This window comes from Rhizobium sp. T1470, assembly GCF_042140505.1.
Taxonomy (GTDB): Bacteria; Pseudomonadota; Alphaproteobacteria; order Rhizobiales; family Rhizobiaceae; genus Rhizobium; species Rhizobium favelukesii.
In genome coordinates this window covers 1,353,087-1,368,244 of sequence record NZ_CP148091.1, presented here as the reverse complement: position 1 = coordinate 1,368,244, position 15,158 = coordinate 1,353,087, and the positions used below count along the sequence as shown (strand labels likewise).

Sequence of the window (15,158 nt, the reverse complement as noted above, 5' to 3'; positions counted from 1 at the left end):
CGCGGCCATTGTACTCAAGTGAGAAATGGCGGCTTAGCTGTCACTTTCGCTGCGGCCGAAGGCCCAGTCCATGTAGAGCTCGAACGCCTTGCGGGTGACCGGCCCTTGCTGGAAATCGCGGCCATCGAGGCGGTTGATGCCGACGACTTTGGAATAGTTGCCCGTCGTGAAGATCTCGTCGGCATTCATGAAATCCTCGACCGAGAGCGTCACTTCGCGCAGCTCGAAGCCCGCCTTGCGCAGGAGGCCGATGACACGGGCGCGGGTGATGCCGGCAAGAAAGGTGCGGTTGGCGATCGGCGTCGAGACGATGCCGTCCTTGACCATGAAGACGTTGGAGGATGCCGTCTCGGCGACGTTGCCATTCATGTCGCGCATCAGCGCATTGTCGAACCCGCGGCTTTTCGCCTCGGCGATCGCGCGGCCGCTGTTTGGATAGAGCGAACCGGCCTTGGCATCCGTCATCGCCGTTTCCGGCGACGGGCGGCGATAGGGCGAAACGGTGAGCGAATTCGGCGCGTTGTTGCCGAGCGGCACTTCGAAGAGGCAAAGCGCAAAGCGCGTGGACTCGCCGTCGACGGTGACGACGCTGCCGGCCGACCCGTGCTCGCCCCAATACATCGGCTTGATGTAGATCGGCGTCTTGCCGTCGAACTTCTTGATACCGTCCCAGGCGAGAGCCTCGATCTCCTCGGCTGTTTTCACGGGCTTCAGGCCCATACTGCTCGCCGAGCGGTTGACGCGCTCGCAATGCAGGTCGAGGTCCGGCGCGATGCCATCGAACCAACGTGCGCCGTCGAAGACCGTCGAGGCCAGCCACATGGCGTGCGAGGTCGGCCCGATGAGCGGCGGGTTGCCAGTAAGCCACTCGCCCTCGACGTAAGTCCAGGTGGTTGAACGGGGCGATGTGTCGACGGCCATAGGCATTCTCCTTGAAAAGTTCGAAGAGCAAAATCCCCACGCGAAGACCCGGTCAAGTGGAAATCCACACCCCGGAATCCTACGCAAGAAAATGGCGGAGAGGCTTCCCAGGGAGTAATATTCATGCGCGATCCCTTAAGCGCCATCGATGGGTATATCACTGAAAATCATGGATTGCGCGATTGGAAGCAATATCAGCGTCGTGCCATTATGCACCGGAAGCGATGCGGAGTGAAATCGATGAAAGCCATGTTCTACGACGCCTTCGAGAAGGCTCCCGAAATCCGCACCCTGCCCGATCCGACGCCCAGCGAGGATGGTGTGGTCATTGCCGTCGGCGCGACCGGGCTTTGCCGCAGCGACTGGCACGGCTGGATGGGCCACGATCCGGATATCAAGCTGCCGCATGTGCCGGGCCACGAACTGGCCGGCAAGGTGGTCGCAACAGGCAAGGGCGTCATGCGCTTCAAGATCGGCGACCGGGTGACCGTGCCTTTCGTTTCCGGCTGCGGCCATTGCAGCGAATGCCATTCCGGCAACCAGCAGGTCTGTCCGAACCAGTTCCAGCCGGGCTTCACGCATTGGGGCTCGTTCGCGGAATACGTGGCGATCGACTATGCCGATACCAACCTCGTCCATCTGCCTGATAGTATCGACGACGCGACGGCGGCAAGCCTCGGCTGCCGCTTTGCGACATCGTTTCGCGCCGTCGTCGATCACGCGCGCACCGGCCCCGGAGAGTGGATCGCCGTGCACGGCTGCGGCGGCGTCGGCCTTTCGGCAATCATGATCGCGACGGCGCTCGGAGCGAACGCGGTCGGCATCGATCTTTCCGACGAGAAGCTTGCCTTCGCCCGCGAATGCGGTGCGGTGGCGACGATCAACGCAAGCAGCGTAGCCGATGTGGCGGAAGCGGTGCGTGAAATCACCAAGGGCGGCGCGCACGTCTCGATTGACGCGCTCGGCCACCCCGTGACCTGCTTCAACTCGATCAAGAATCTGCGCCGCCGCGGACGGCATGTGCAGGTCGGCCTGATGCTCGGCGAATATGCGGCACCGCAGATCCCGATGGCGCAGGTGATCGGCCACGAGCTGGAGATCTACGGCAGCCATGGCATGCAGGCCTGGCGCTACGATGCGATGCTGTCGATGCTGACGTCAGGCAAGATCGCGCCGCAGAAGCTGATCGGCCGCCGGATCACGCTCGAAGAGGCGATCCCCGGGCTGATGACGCTCGATCGGGCGGAAGGGATCGGCATCAGCGTCATCACGCAGTTCTGACTTCGGGCTCGCACAGCCGACCTCAATCAAAACGAGCAGCTCAGGTTGCGATACCCTCTTGATTGCAATGTATGCGGCCCACTACCGGACGGACCGGCATGGAGGGGCAAATGGCCACGCGTTTTATTCTTTCTATCGACGGCGGCGGCATCATACCAGCCGTCATCCTGGTGGAACTGGCAAAACGACTTGACGGTTTTGCGCTACACAAGGTCTTTGACCTGATCGCTGGAACATCGTTGTGGCCGGCCTGCCCTGCCCTCATCCATCAAACACCGGCGAAGCCGCCTGCACGCCGACCGATCTGCTCAGCCTTTACGAGAACGAAGGCGCCGATATTTTCCGGAAGCCCTGGCTTTCCGATGTCTTCAATCCCTTCGGCCTCAACGATCCGAGCGACAACGCCGATGCGCTTGAGACAAAGCGAACCAGCGCCTCGGAACCGCGACGCTCGACAAGGGGCTATCTGCCGTCCTCATCCCCGCTTGCGACATCCGCAACCGCGCAGCGCTGTTCATGTCGAACTCCGACAAGAAGAACAGCAATTTCCGCTTCTGGGAAGCGCGGGCGACCTTGGCCGCGCCGACCTATTTTCCGCCGGCTCTGATCGAGCGCGTCATCGCCAGGCGCATTCTCGCCGCGCAGAGCGACACGCAAGAGAGCGCCGCCGCTTGAAGCGGCAAACGCGAAAACCCATATGCGCCGGACAAATCGCGACGCGACGATCGGCGGCTGCGGGTTGCCAAGGGCTTCGGAAAGGTCTAACGGGCTCGCCGCCAAAAAAAGAAAAGCGAGACATGATGTCCAACTCATTTGTGAAAGCGCCCCAGGCGAGCGCGAAGGTTTTCTTCGTGCTGGGCGATCGGATCGAGCGACGCGCTCGTCTGCAGGGAGCCTGGCTCAACATCTTCGACATTACAGTGCCGCCGGGCAGCCGGACGCCACTGCACCGTCACGCGAGCCCCGAGGTCTTCCGGATCATCGAAGGCCGACTGACCATCCGCCGTGCGACGGAGAACGGCCTGGAAGAGTTCGAAGCCATGGCAGGCAACATCGTCCGCATCGCGGCGAACCAGGCGCACGCCTATTCCAATCCCGGCCCGCAGACGGCTGTCTTCTCGGCCATCGTCGACCGCGATATGGCGGAATTCCTTGAGGCTGCCGGCTCGCAGGAGCCGCCGAAGGCGACACCCTCCGCGGAAACGATGGAACGCATGAAGGCCGCGGCCAACGCCCACGGCATCACCATCCTGGCGGCCTGAGCTTCAAGAGCCGCCCGGACCGCAACTTCGGGCGGTTCCCCTGTTCCTACAAGATACTGTCACACTAAGACCATAGGCGATTTTGCTCGCGGGCCCGTTGCGCTTCTTCCGGTTCCTCTCCAAAATTGCGACATGCCTGACAGCGACCCCTCCAGTACCGGTTCCGCCCGTTCGAGCCGTGATATTCCGGCAGACGATGGCGGCGACCACTGTAGAAGAAGCGACCGCGATCGCTTCCACGCGAGGCATCCAGCCGAAGGCAAAGCGGCTCTCTTCATCATGATTGCAGTGAACGAGGCCCGGCGTGCTGCGCTCACCCCCATTTTCATGCCAAAAGGAGCGGTCCAACTGATATGGCCGCATTGAACCACTGATGTTCTTCGACTGGATATCCGACCCTTCCGCTTGGGTCGGCCTTGCTACCCTGATCGTGCTCGAGATCGTCCTCGGCATCGCTTCCCCGCACGAACCTGTAGCTGAGCAGGAAAATCAGATAGTTAGATTGGCTACAATGTAGCCGAGGGCCGAGCTGACGGCATTCGACGGGAAATCGTCGCGCCCTAAACGCTTGCAAATGAGACTTGCCGAATGTCACTTTCAAATCTCGCCCGCGACTACCTCGGCATCGCCCCAGTGCTCGTGCTCGTCGCTGCAAATGGCTTTTTCGTTGCCGCGGAGTTCGCGCTCGTTTCGGTCCGCCGCAGCCGTGTTGCCGAGCTGGTTCAAAGACGTCGCACTAATTCGAAAGCGCTGCAGGTCGCGGTCGACAATCTTGACGCACATCTCGCCGCGACACAACTCGGGATCACAATCTCGTCGCTCGCACTGGATGGGTCGGGGAGCCCGCCTTTGCCCACCTCATCGAGCCAGTTCTTGAAAACATTGTCGGGGGTTGGTCGGAAACGGCATCCCATACGATCGCCGTCGTGATCGCTTTCGTCATAATCACGTCACTGCAAATCGTCCTAGGAGAGCTTGCTCCCAAATCTCTGGCACTGCAGCTTTCCCCAGCGCTGCTTTCAGAAGCTTGGTGATAGCTTGATGGTCGTCTTGGTTGATTTCGCCGCGGAACTTCGCTGTCAAAGCGTCGGAATAAGCGATCGCGCAGTTGATGACGGTTGACATCGACGGATTGCCGATGTCGCCAAGGTCTGCGACAGCATTGCTGTTACGCGCGTTCTTGAGGTAGCCGCGGGCTATCAGAAGCCTACCGTTGGCAAAAGCATCATCTTTGTTCTTCGTAGATCCGGTTCTAACCACGTCCCTCTCCATTGAAGCCGATCGCATCTTCGGGACGCTTTCCAGAAAGGACGATTGCTTCCGATATGACGCTCTTCCACCATGGATCCGAGTCTTTATCTAGTCTTTCGATATCGGCAAAGTCCAGCCCGACCACATTAGGGAGAAAACCAAATCTCTCCGACGCATCCCTCAGTTCCTCACGGATTCGTTCAACTATGGAGGCAAGTTCGTCTGCTTGGGCGACTATACCAATGTCCAGATCGCTATCCCGTCTATCTTCTCCGCGGGCAACACTTCCGTAGTAGAACAGACTGAAGAACGGCTCTCCGGCGGCGCTTTGCCGGACTGCTTCCAAGATCGCAGTAAAGCGGTCGCTTTCGGCTTTGAACAGATTCGATAGCGCTGACGAGAAATAATGGTCAGCATTCAAGCAGTACGCGCGCGACCGCCCCGCCCCAGACGAAGATACGATCCCTAGCGAAACGAGATCGATTAACGCTTTTCGTACACTTTCCGGAACCAGCCGGCTTTTGCGAACAATCTCGTTGGACGCCAGCATTCCTCCATGTAGCGAAAGGACCCTTAACACGCGTGTGTTCGAGTCGACGCCAAGAATGGCGGTAATGGGATACCGTATCGCGCTTTCTCGTGATGATCGGGCCATTCGGCTCCTCGACAAAAACCAGTTGTTTAGCTTTAAGACCAGATACCTAGTTTATGTGCTAGATATTTGGCTTTAAGACTAAATATCTGGTGTCTGTACAAGTGTCAATCGAGCAGATCCGGCGGCCGTCGCCGCTGAGATCACCGACAGCGTCACTAGGAGTACGGGGACGGACCCGCTCCTCCATCACCTCCACCCTTTCCCGAAAAATCGACAGCCGCCTTGCGTCAACCTTGTCTATATCGATCAGACGCACTGCGAATCCCGGACACAGCAGCGGATCCTGATCGACAGTCTCGGTCATGATCCGTTCGAGAAGGGCTGAGGGATCACGTTCTGCGAATGGATTGCCCGGCGCGATCCAACCTGCCTTCAACATTGCGACAGCCGGGTCGTCGGCGATCCAGTAGACGTCCGGAGCCTCGGCATGAGGAACAAGAACCTCAGGGCGCGGCGTCCAGCTTTCGACCAATCCAGGCTGCCCCACAAGTTCTTTGAACGTTAAGGGTACATCCATGCCACGCCGCAGCATCTCGGCTACCATCGCACCTCTATGCTTCGTTTGTTGCTCGACGTGGAGCAGCCTGTTGCGCCCGGCGGTGACAACGATATCAGCTCTATACGTTGCCTGTGTTTCCCGATATTCCTCCCCGACAAAGGTCATGTCGTTCGCGCCGATGGGCTCAGAAGCGCCAATGCATCCGGTGCGGATTCCTACCTCCGGCTAGTCGGTGTTCGTTCCACAGAAGTCGCAGAACGTCGGGCTTTTGAAGGATCTTTTTCAGATGGACATCATAAGGAGTCAGTTCTTTTTCCCGCAGTAGGTCGGCAAGTCGGTCAATTGCAGAAACCATCACTCACTCCCTGAAAGCGCCGATCAATATCGGGAGATTCCTACTGACAAGTTACGCTAATCGCGTTGTGTCAGTGCAGCTCGCTGACCGATGACTTCCAAAGGCCTTCAACCACTGCTATGTTAGCGATCTCGCATTCGCGCTTACGACGGTATTGGATTTGGGAAACCAGACTTCAGGAAGTCGAGCAACCCCGCCGCTCTGGATCAAAAGCCGCATGGCGCTCCTCATGGGGCTCTGCTGCCTTGCAATCATAGGTGTCGTTGCACTGTCGAGCGCGCCCTATTGGCACCATCTCGTGACAGGCAGCGCACATCCGGTTGTTCACAATGAGGCCCTGTCCTCTCAGCCGACTGGGGATGCGATTGCAGAGCCCGTCGGTTCACGATCCTCTACGTTGAATGAAGCGCGCCTTTTCGAGGCTCCAATTTATGAACTGGCCAGCCAGTTCACCCGCACCTGGCGGATTTCCGGACCCCAAATCTGTGCAGCGTTTCGAGACGCCGGCATTGAGGCGACAGAGTGGCGCGCCGCTTCCATGCGCAGTGTGAGTTACGAATGCTACTTTCAGCGCATTTACGAACGAGACGAGGTTCGTCCTCTACGCTCGACCTTCCTGCGCGTTCGCGGGAACGCGTGGGGAGAGGTCCTTGAGGTCAGTGGTAGAATTGTAGGGCCGACGACGGAAGATCAAGGAAGCCTCGATCCGTCCCTTATGCGCATCTTCAATGTTCTGGTCAGCCAAGCAACGTGGGGAGACTTTCAGGACACGCTGGTCCCGATCCAGAAACTATTGGATGTCCGATCCGAGCGCTTCGGTGCATCTTTCGAGTTCACACGAGAACTGAGCCACGAGAACAGTTACGATTTCACCCTGGTCCTTTCCCAGACCTCCAACGAGCAGACTCGTACGAGAGCGTATTTCTCCCAGGAGAGATGGATGGTCAATCCGGATTACAGGAGGATACGTCCCGTGCTTCCAATGCTGTCGGGCCGATAAGCGGAACTGCCAAAATAACCCCGTTTTGCCAGCCGGTATGTTGCCGCATACGTAGGTCGCGATACGAAGTGCTCACGACAGCCTCCGTCAAACTGACCCTGACGCGGTAATCCGTCTCCCTCGCGCAGAACGTTTTGGCACCATCGATTTCCGGCATCTCATCGCCCAGCGGCCATTTGCTCTTGTTCCTCCCCGTAGGCATGCTCCATGCGCGTAAGCTTCTGCTCTCGGAAGGGCTTCTCCTCGCGGATGAACGCGATCATGGCATCGATGTCGTTCCCACCTCCGGGTGCTTCTCCCAATGGGAGATGACGGCGTCTACGAAGCTTTTGCGCCCAATAGCGGATTTCTCGCTCGGCCGGGGGATAGGATAAACCAAGCCGATACAGGCGGCTCTCCGTCCTCGCCCAACGGGCGGGGCTCCCTCTATCCATATCTAAGACGGGAGCCGTGTGCCCGTGATCACCATCGTCGATTTCCGGGTGGCCGAAAAACCAGCCGTAGAGCCACGGCCTGCTATCGGACGGGCTCTCAAGCACCCACCCCTCAAGGATGGGCGCGGCTTCCAGCTCGGCTTCTGTCGGGACCTCGTTCATTGGTAACAAATCCTTCCTAAGACTGATCCTGCCGCTTGGTTCAGTTCAGCTATCCTTTGCCGCGAAATCGTCTCCTTCGAGAACAAGGCTGGATCGCGACCTCACGAAATCCTCGAAGCGGAGGAGGATCTCTTGAACTTCTCCGTCTTCTGCGCGGCGACAAACAAGGTGAGACTCAGCGTCAATCAGGATGAGACTCGGCGGCGGGGGTGTGACGAAGGGAGGGCGTAGCCCGACTGGAGTTACACCCCCGCCGCGGCGCAATTTTTCGGCGTCTCATGATCGCGGTTGGCCCGGTAGCGTCGGTGATTTTCTGAGAATGGAGAATCACCTTTGTGCCGGGTCGCCATGTAACCGATCATCAGACGAGGCTTTTTATGAAGTACCGACAAAACAACCCCATTGAGGTCGCTGCCGCCAAGGCGTCGATCAGCCGGGCGACGGCTTACCGCATCGAGAAGGATGCGCGTCTTCCATCGCAGACCAAGCCGCCGCGCGACCGGCGTCGCCCCGATCCCCTTGAGCACATCTTCGACGCCGAGGTTGTTCCGCTCCTCAAGGCCGCGCCCGGCATCCGAGCGGTCGCCGTTTACAACGAGATGCTGCGGCGTCATCCAGAGCTGTCAGAAGGTGTTCGCCGTACGATTGAGCGTCGTATCCGATCATGGCGGGCTGTTCACGGTCAGGAGCAGGAAGTGATCTTCCGTCAGATGCACGAACCCGGTCGGTTAGGACTGTCGGATTTTACCGACATGGGCAGCCTCGGCGTGACGATCGCCGGCCAATCGCTCGATCATCTGCTTTATCACTTCCGGCTGGTCTGGTCGGGCTTCGAGCATGCCCATGTCATCCTGGGTGGAGAGAGCTTCGTCGCTCTGGCCGAGGGGCTGCAGAACGCCCTGTGGTCGGTTGGCGGTTCGCCGCTCTATCATCGCAGCGACAGCTTATCGGCCGCCTTCCGCAACCTCGATGCCGACGCCAAGGTCGATCTGACGCATCGCTACGACGAACTGTGCGCCCATTATCGCATGACGCCGACGCGCAACAACAAGGGCGTCGCGCACGAGAACGGCTCGATCGAAAGTTCCCACGGCCATCTCAAGAATGCGATCCGCGATGCTCTGCTGATGCGCGGAACCAGGGACTTTGGCGACCTCGGATCCTATCGCGCCTTCATCGATGAGATCGTCAGCCGCCGCAATGCCGCACATGGCAAGCGCATCGATGCCGAGCGCACGCATCTGCAAGCTCTTCCCGATCGTCGCACCACCGACTTCGAAGAGGTCATCGTCACCGTATCGAGCACCGGCGGCTTCGCCTTGCGCAAGGTCTTCTACACCGTGCCTTCCCGTCTGATTGGCCACCGGCTGCGGGTGCGTCTGTTCGACGATCGCCTCGACGTCTTCATCGGCGGCACGCATCTGCTGACATTACCCCGAGGCCGCGCCCATGCGAGTGGCAAGCACGATCAAGTCGTCAACTATCATCACGTCATTCATTCCCTGCGCAAAAAGCCGATGGCGCTTTTGGGGCTCGTCTATCGCGACAAGCTCTTCCCCAGGCCGGAATATCGCAGGACTTTCGACGCGCTCATCGAGCAACTGCCCGAGCGGCAGGCTTGCAAGATCACCGTGGAACTGCTTGCCTTGGCTCACGATCGCAGTTGCGAGCGTGAACTGGCCGAGGAGCTTGCCAAAACGCTCGACGCCCACAAACTGCCTGATCTGGCGGCTTTGAGAGCGGTCTTCAGCCCGGACCCGGATCAGTTGCCGATCGTTCATGTGCAACTCGCGTCGCTCAATGGTTATGAAGCCCTGATCGGCACGGCCTATGCGGGAGAGGTCGCATGAAGAGCAACATCCACACAGTCGATGAAGCCCGCCTCGGCATCATGCTCAACGAACTGAGGCTGCCGACGATCAAGACGTTCTGGCACCAATTTGCCGAGCAGGCCGATCGGGAAGGATGGCCTGCTGCCCGTTTCCTCTCGGCCATCGCCGAGCATGAATTGGCCGAACGCGCCCATCGCAGGATCGAAAGACACCTCGCCGAGGCCCACCTGCCACCCGGAAAGACGCTCGACAGCTTCGCCTTCGACGCTGTTCCCATGGTCTCCAAGGCCCAGGTCATGGCGATTGCAGCCGGCGATAGCTGGCTCGCCAAAGGCGCCAATATCCTGATGTTCGGTCCGCCCGGCGGCGGAAAGAGCCATCTCGCCGCAGCCGTCGGCCTCGCGCTAATCGAGAACGGCTGGCGCGTGCTCTTCACCCGCACGACCGATCTCGTCCAGAAGCTTCAGGTCGCGCGGAGGGAGCTTCAGCTCGAAGCCGCCATCGCAAAGCTCGACAAGTTCGATCTTCTCATCCTCGACGACCTGGCCTACGTCACCAAGGACCAGGCCGAAACGAGCGTGCTCTTCGAACTCATCTCCGCAAGATATGAGCGGCGTTCCATCATGATCACCGCCAATCAGCCCTTCGGAGAATGGAACCGCGTCTTTCCAGACCCGGCCATGACGCTTGCCGCGGTGGACCGACTTGTCCATCACGCAACAATCTTCGAGATGAATGTCGAAAGCTACCGGCGGCGTTCGGCCATGGAAGCCAAACGCCAGCGCGGCAGACCCGCCTCATTCGCGACAATCAAAAGCTCTTCCCAGCTTGTCGCGGAGCGGCAATCAGAACACGATGAAACTCTTGCCAGCGACAATCAACATGATAACTTCGCTCCAACCGCGACATAAGAATCTCATCCAGATTGTCGCTCGCGTCTCATCCTGATCGTCGCGCTATAGTCTTCTCTCGGTGGACACTGTGTCCAGCGCCACGGATGCGAATTGGTTCGCCTTCCCATATATTCGCGAAATCGATGTTGTCGATGTAGTCCAGATTGATCGCCGGATCATTTTCGCCGTTGATGATCGCGAGGGGAATAGACGTGGTCTCGGCGATGCACCTCTGATCGCTATCCTCCCGGCAACCGCGGACTCGATCATATACTGGCGGGCCCGGCCGTCTGTCCTTCGAACGGCAGAATGGAACGGCTCTTCGTCCAGGGCGTCCGCGCCTAGCGCGAGTTCGACCACCATACCGACCTGCTCTTCGGTTAGCTCTGCATTTCCGGTGTAGGCAATCTTCGGGCTGGGCTTGAAGCCGGCTTGCAGCCCTTCCGGACTGTTGACTATCGGCGGGGTTCCAAAGATCAGCGCACCATCGACAGCCGCGTTCCTCGCGATCATCTCAAGTACGACATGGCCACCGAGCGAATGCCCGACGGCGATAAACCTTTCCACCCTCATGCTCTCCAGTGCCTCGAGCAAAGCGTCGGCGTATCCGGGCATGCTGTAGGTGCGTCTGGGGTCAATCGCGTTGCCGGATGCACCACGCCCCTGGAAGGTTGAACGCGATGGTTCTTCTAATGCCGGAAGCGCTTCAATCTGCGGGGCAAATGGCCAAACGATGCCAACTCGAAGACCGGACAGAATCCGAAAGTCTTTGAAGAAGTGTCGGGGAGTGGGTCGAAAGGCGCCTCGGCGTCCCCATTATGAACGCCCCTTTCAGAGCTAGTTCATGTTGCGGCGGATAAGGTTGTCGGAGGAACTGAAATAGCAATGTGAGTGTACCGCATGAAAGACAGATCGCTCATCAACAAGCTCATGAACGCCGTCGTTCAAGGTGTTTTTGTCGCGTTTCCGCTGTCGTGTGCATCGGTCGCCGCCTATGACGTGTGGACCCACGGGATGCACGCGGTGACGACGCAGTTCGGACTTGGAATTGCAGGCTTGATCTTGCTAGCCCAAGCTGTGGTGATTGGCTTCCGGGGTCTCGATTTTGTGCTCGAAGAGTCGCGTCGTTTCCGGCACGATGCCCTTGCGTTACACAGTGCGACACGGCAGCGTTTCGCCGATGCTATTGCTCCGCGCCTGACGCCCATGCCAGCGTCTTGATGGCTAGTTGATGCCAACCACGACGAACGTGGCCTGATCTCGTTTGTTCGCGAGCCCGGCAGCCCTTCAGGCGCATCCGACGTGACAATGCCGAAGAGGACGATGTCCGTTCGACCGAATGAACCGCTCAGTTAGGTCATCTTCGCCAATGCGTAGACGAATGCTTCAACCTGCACGCCTCCTCCAACCGTGACCATGGCGACGACACGCTGATAGCTTTCACCCTCGAACTCGTCGAGACGCTTCCAGTGTTCCGGAAGGTCCGGGGATTCGAATACTGAAACAGGGACTTCGAAGGCTTCGTCATCAAGCACGAGACCGGGAAAGCCAATCCCCGCTCCCCATCCGGCCTCAAGAAGTCGGCCACGGACGGTGCCCTTTCGCCAGGTGCCGCGAAGGCCGTCGAGCTGTCCGTGATTGACCTCGCCGGGCGCGAGGCTTCCATACGTCGCGAGACGATGTTCGGCGTCCATGATGCTTTGGTGCGCTCCTAAAGATCCAGAGCCGGCGACCCGGCCGGGCGTTGCTACAAGTTTGGCACGTTTGTAGCAAGATGACGTGTGGTCACAGAGCGAGTGCGCGTCTCAGCCTCCCTCACCTCGCCCTGACTGGCTTGGTGTCTATCGCAGGCGTTAAAGGAGCGTCCGCAGCCCCGGCTGAGCGACGTCTCGAATGGCAATCTTGAGCGGGAACCACTTCTGCTTCCGCATTGCCTTTTCAGGGAACTCCGTCGCCAAGCGGGAGACCTCGAACAGATGGACCGAGACCTGATACTGATGGGGTGCACTGTCCTTCCGATACGAGAACGAACCGAAGACATCCGGAGTGACCAAGCCTTCGACGCCGGCTTCCTCGAAGGCTTCGCGCAGCGCTGCTGCCGCGGTTGTTTCGCCAGGATCGAGGTGTCCTTTGGGAACGCCCCATCGTCCGTATCGGCGGCTTCCGACCAGCAGGATCCTGAGGTCGCCGTTCTTGTTTCGCCGATAACAGACCGCACCTGCCTGTCGGACGTCGCGCGCGAAGGGACTGGCACCTGCAGCAGTTCGGTGTTCTTCCTCAAGCATCGCCTTCATCATGCTGCTCGAAACATAGGACGCGTTGATAAATCGGTGTAACATCGGTCTGCGACAGCAGCCTCAACGTTGTGACGACCGTCCCCTTAACAGTCGGAGTCCACCTTGTCGTCCGAAATCGAAATCAAGCTTGAACTGTCAACCGAGGCCTTGGAGTCTCTTCTTGGTTCCGACCTTCTCGGCGAACCCGAGAAAGTTCTGGAGCAGCCGTCGACCTACTTCGATACCGTCGAGCGGAGGCCCTTCCAGGAAGGCTTCTCACTCCGCATCCGGCGAAGCGGCGCCGCCTGCATGCAGACGGTGACGGCCACCGGACCCAGCAAGTCCCTCTTTGGGCGGTCTGAATGGGAAACTCCCATCGACGGGGAGGAACCCGTTCTCGACCATTCGAGCCCGCTGTTGAGCGAGTTCGGGAGCGACCTCGCCGTAGAGCCGGTATTCGACGTCGATGTGGAAAGACGCGTCTGGAACGTGAAGGAGAACGGGTCGCTCATCGAGGTCGTGGTCGATCAGGGCGAGGCCATGTCCGGCGACCGACAATCGGCCATCCGTGAAGTCGAACTCGAACTGAAAGATGGCGACCGAAAAGACCTGTTCATCCTCGCGCGTAAGGTCGACGGGATCGTCCCGTCCCGGTTCGGCGTCCGCTCCAAGTCAGAAAAAGGATTCGCGCTCGTTGATCAGCAGAGGTCCGTCTTCAAGGCGGAGGGGTCTTCTCCTCCGAAGAGAAAGACATGATCCAGGGCGTGCTAACGCTTGCGGAGCGGTCGGCCAAGTCGGTGATGACGCCGCGCATGGACATCGACTGGCTCGACCTCGACGCACCGCGGGCCGAACTCCGGCACCGTATCCTCGACCTCGGCCATTCGCGTTTCCCGGTTGCCCGTGGCAGTCTGGACAATTTCATCGGCATCGCCAGCGCTCGCGACCTGTTGCGCGACATCATCGTCGACGGCGCGATCAACCCTGAGCGCTCCATTCGCCAGCCGCTGGTGGTGCACGAGAGCATCAGCGCACTGAAGCTGATGGAGCAACTGCGCCAATCCAGCCAAGCCGTCGCCATCGTGCTCGACGAATACGGCGATCTTGAAGGCATGGTGACGCCGACCGACCTCCTGGAGGCGATTGCCGGCGAATTCCCTGATGAGGACGAGGAAAAGCTCACGATCGAACGCGGCGAGGACGGCTCGTTGACTGTCGACGGCTGGATCGACATTCGTCATGCCCCCAGGCTGCTCGACGCAGATCTCATCGATGAGACGGACAGATATTCGACGCTCGCCGGCTTCATTCTCTGGCATCTCGGCCATCTTCCGCACGAAGGAGAAGGCTTTACAGCGGGCGAGCCGCCTTCGAGGTCGTCAAATTGGACGGCCGCAACATCGACAAGGTGCGCGTCCAGCGTATCGAGGAAGCTGCATAATCAAGGAAAGCTCCATGGCGTGGTCTGCCAGCCAGTATGGCAAATTCGAAGATGAACGCACGCGTCCGGCACGCGATCTGTTGGCGCAGGTGCCGCTTGAGCACGTCCGTCGTGCGGTGGACCTCGGCTGCGGGCCGGGCAACTCGACTGAGCTGATCGTCGAGCGTTTCGGGGCGGCTGGTGTCTCCGGTCTGGACAGCGACTTGAACATGCTGGAGGCCGCCCGCAACCGTATGCCCGGCACGCCCTTCGTCGAGGCCGATCTTGCCACCTGGCAGCCAAGCGAACCGGCTGACCTGCTCTTTGCCAATGCCGTCTTCCAGTGGCTGCCGAACCACCTGGACATTTTCGACCGCTTGATAAACGGACTTGCGCCGGGCGGCGTCCTGGCGGTGCAGATGCCGGACAACCTGACCGAGCCAACCCATCTGTTGATGGAGGAGACGGCGCATGTCGGGCCCTGGAAAGCCGCCTTCGAAGCGCAGAGCGTTCGCCGTCAGCCGCTGCCGCCGCCCTCCACCTACTACAGCCGGCTCATCGGCAAGGCTGCCCGCGTCGACATCTGGCATACCGCCTACAACCACCCGATGGCGGATGCTGCGGCGATCGTCGAATGGGTCAAAGGAACAGGTCTCAGGCCTTATCTCGACCACGCCGGCGACGAGCATCGCGACGCGTTTCTGGCCGACTACCTCGGCCGCGTGGAAAGGGCCTACCCGAAGATGTCGGACGGCCGCGTATTGCTGCGGTTCCCGCGGATCTTCATGGTTGCCGTCAAGGCTTGAGAGCGCCGTCGAAGTGGAAGCCTCCTGGCTAGCGCATCAGATGGGCGGCAGGATCGGCTGACATTGTCTTGCAATGGTCAGGCGGCATCCTGCTTGCCGCCGCACCCGCGC

General features: G+C 59.6%; 18 protein-coding genes and 1 pseudogene. 11 read left to right on the top strand and 8 right to left on the bottom strand.

The genetic code is table 11. From position 1 onward, the window contains the following. Positions 1 to 33 precede the first annotated feature (33 nt). The gene (locus WGT02_RS06835) at positions 34 to 921 is read right to left on the bottom strand and encodes a branched-chain amino acid aminotransferase (protein ID WP_208248574.1); all 888 of its coding nucleotides are present in this window, start codon (positions 919 to 921) and stop codon (positions 34 to 36) included. A gap of 240 nt (positions 922 to 1,161) precedes the next feature. On the opposite strand from WGT02_RS06835, the gene WGT02_RS06830 reads away from it, so the two are divergent. From WGT02_RS06830 to WGT02_RS06815, 4 genes and pseudogenes are all read left to right on the top strand, one after another. Then, positions 1,162 to 2,202 carry a zinc-dependent alcohol dehydrogenase family protein gene (locus tag WGT02_RS06830; protein ID WP_024313837.1) on the top strand — a complete coding sequence of 347 codons (1,041 nt, stop codon included), beginning with the start codon at positions 1,162 to 1,164 and terminating at the stop codon, positions 2,200 to 2,202. A 516-nt stretch (positions 2,203 to 2,718) separates the two neighbouring features. After that, positions 2,719 to 2,877 (top strand): hypothetical protein, encoded by a 159-nt coding sequence (locus WGT02_RS06825; protein ID WP_176703581.1) that lies wholly within the window; start codon positions 2,719 to 2,721, stop codon positions 2,875 to 2,877. Between the two features lie 122 nt (positions 2,878 to 2,999). After that, positions 3,000 to 3,464, top strand: a complete 465-nt coding sequence (locus WGT02_RS06820) for a cupin domain-containing protein (protein WP_208248576.1) — start codon at positions 3,000 to 3,002, stop codon at positions 3,462 to 3,464. A 588-nt stretch (positions 3,465 to 4,052) separates the two neighbouring features. Beyond that, positions 4,053 to 4,477 (top strand): annotated as a pseudogene (locus WGT02_RS06815) (CNNM domain-containing protein); the annotation flags it as partial. Here WGT02_RS06815 and WGT02_RS06810 read toward each other — a convergent pair. From WGT02_RS06810 to WGT02_RS06800, 3 genes are all read right to left on the bottom strand, one after another. Continuing rightward, positions 4,410 to 4,736: a hypothetical protein gene (locus WGT02_RS06810; protein WP_225039867.1), complete on the bottom strand. Its 327-nt coding sequence runs from the start codon at positions 4,734 to 4,736 to the stop codon at positions 4,410 to 4,412. The pseudogene WGT02_RS06815 and the gene WGT02_RS06810 overlap by 68 nt on opposite strands. Next, positions 4,717 to 5,265, bottom strand: coding sequence for a nucleotidyltransferase domain-containing protein (locus WGT02_RS06805; RefSeq protein WP_225039584.1), 549 nt, complete (start codon positions 5,263 to 5,265; stop codon positions 4,717 to 4,719). Before WGT02_RS06805 ends, WGT02_RS06810 begins: the two co-directional genes overlap by 20 nt. A 163-nt stretch (positions 5,266 to 5,428) precedes the next feature. Further along, complete coding sequence (locus WGT02_RS06800; RefSeq protein ID WP_208248580.1) at positions 5,429 to 6,034, bottom strand: hypothetical protein; 606 nt, start codon at positions 6,032 to 6,034, stop codon at positions 5,429 to 5,431. A 407-nt stretch (positions 6,035 to 6,441) separates the two neighbouring features. Between WGT02_RS06800 and WGT02_RS06795 the strand changes: the two genes are divergently transcribed. Further along, a complete protein-coding gene (locus WGT02_RS06795; RefSeq protein WP_024317920.1) occupies positions 6,442 to 7,224 on the top strand; it encodes a DUF6030 family protein in 783 nt (260 codons plus the stop codon). A 158-nt stretch (positions 7,225 to 7,382) separates the two neighbouring features. On the opposite strand, the gene WGT02_RS06790 is transcribed toward WGT02_RS06795, so the two are convergent. Beyond that, the gene (locus WGT02_RS06790; RefSeq protein WP_024317919.1) at positions 7,383 to 7,820 is read right to left on the bottom strand and encodes a DUF6634 family protein; all 438 of its coding nucleotides are present in this window, start codon (positions 7,818 to 7,820) and stop codon (positions 7,383 to 7,385) included. A gap of 377 nt (positions 7,821 to 8,197) precedes the next feature. Between WGT02_RS06790 and istA the strand changes: the two genes are divergently transcribed. Together istA and istB are read left to right on the top strand one after the other, a co-directional pair. Continuing rightward, entirely contained in the window at positions 8,198 to 9,670 is a 1,473-nt protein-coding gene (istA, locus tag WGT02_RS06785) for an IS21 family transposase (protein ID WP_208245170.1), read from the top strand. Then, entirely contained in the window at positions 9,667 to 10,563 is an 897-nt protein-coding gene (istB, locus tag WGT02_RS06780) for an IS21-like element helper ATPase IstB (protein ID WP_208245168.1), read from the top strand. The genes istA and istB overlap by 4 nt, the downstream gene beginning before the upstream one ends. 45 nt (positions 10,564 to 10,608) lie before the next feature. Here istB and WGT02_RS06775 read toward each other — a convergent pair whose 3' ends face one another. Beyond that, on the bottom strand, positions 10,609 to 11,160 hold the full coding sequence (locus WGT02_RS06775; protein WP_208248581.1) for an alpha/beta fold hydrolase: 552 nt from the start codon (positions 11,158 to 11,160) through the stop codon (positions 10,609 to 10,611). Positions 11,161 to 11,436: 276 nt separating this feature from the next. On the opposite strand from WGT02_RS06775, the gene WGT02_RS06770 reads away from it, so the two are divergent. Further along, positions 11,437 to 11,766, top strand: a complete 330-nt coding sequence (locus WGT02_RS06770) for a hypothetical protein (RefSeq protein WP_157997330.1) — start codon at positions 11,437 to 11,439, stop codon at positions 11,764 to 11,766. 131 nt (positions 11,767 to 11,897) lie between these two features. On the opposite strand, the gene WGT02_RS06765 is transcribed toward WGT02_RS06770, so the two are convergent. After that, entirely contained in the window at positions 11,898 to 12,239 is a 342-nt protein-coding gene (locus tag WGT02_RS06765) for a gamma-glutamylcyclotransferase family protein (RefSeq protein ID WP_024317917.1), read from the bottom strand. A gap of 159 nt (positions 12,240 to 12,398) precedes the next feature. Beyond that, the gene (locus WGT02_RS06760; protein ID WP_029710366.1) at positions 12,399 to 12,830 is read right to left on the bottom strand and encodes an NUDIX hydrolase; all 432 of its coding nucleotides are present in this window, start codon (positions 12,828 to 12,830) and stop codon (positions 12,399 to 12,401) included. Between the two features lie 114 nt (positions 12,831 to 12,944). On the opposite strand from WGT02_RS06760, the gene WGT02_RS06755 reads away from it, so the two are divergent. The 3 genes from WGT02_RS06755 to tam are packed head-to-tail and all read left to right on the top strand — an operon-like array spanning position 12,945 to position 15,047. After that, positions 12,945 to 13,577: a CYTH domain-containing protein gene (locus tag WGT02_RS06755; RefSeq protein WP_024317916.1), complete on the top strand. Its 633-nt coding sequence runs from the start codon at positions 12,945 to 12,947 to the stop codon at positions 13,575 to 13,577. Continuing rightward, on the top strand, positions 13,574 to 14,317 hold the full coding sequence (locus WGT02_RS06750; RefSeq protein WP_051166740.1) for a hemolysin family protein: 744 nt from the start codon (positions 13,574 to 13,576) through the stop codon (positions 14,315 to 14,317). Before WGT02_RS06755 ends, WGT02_RS06750 begins: the two co-directional genes overlap by 4 nt. Next, positions 14,277 to 15,047: a trans-aconitate 2-methyltransferase gene (tam, locus tag WGT02_RS06745; protein WP_208248584.1), complete on the top strand. Its 771-nt coding sequence runs from the start codon at positions 14,277 to 14,279 to the stop codon at positions 15,045 to 15,047. Before WGT02_RS06750 ends, tam begins: the two co-directional genes overlap by 41 nt. The last annotated feature ends 111 nt before the right edge of the window (positions 15,048 to 15,158 follow it).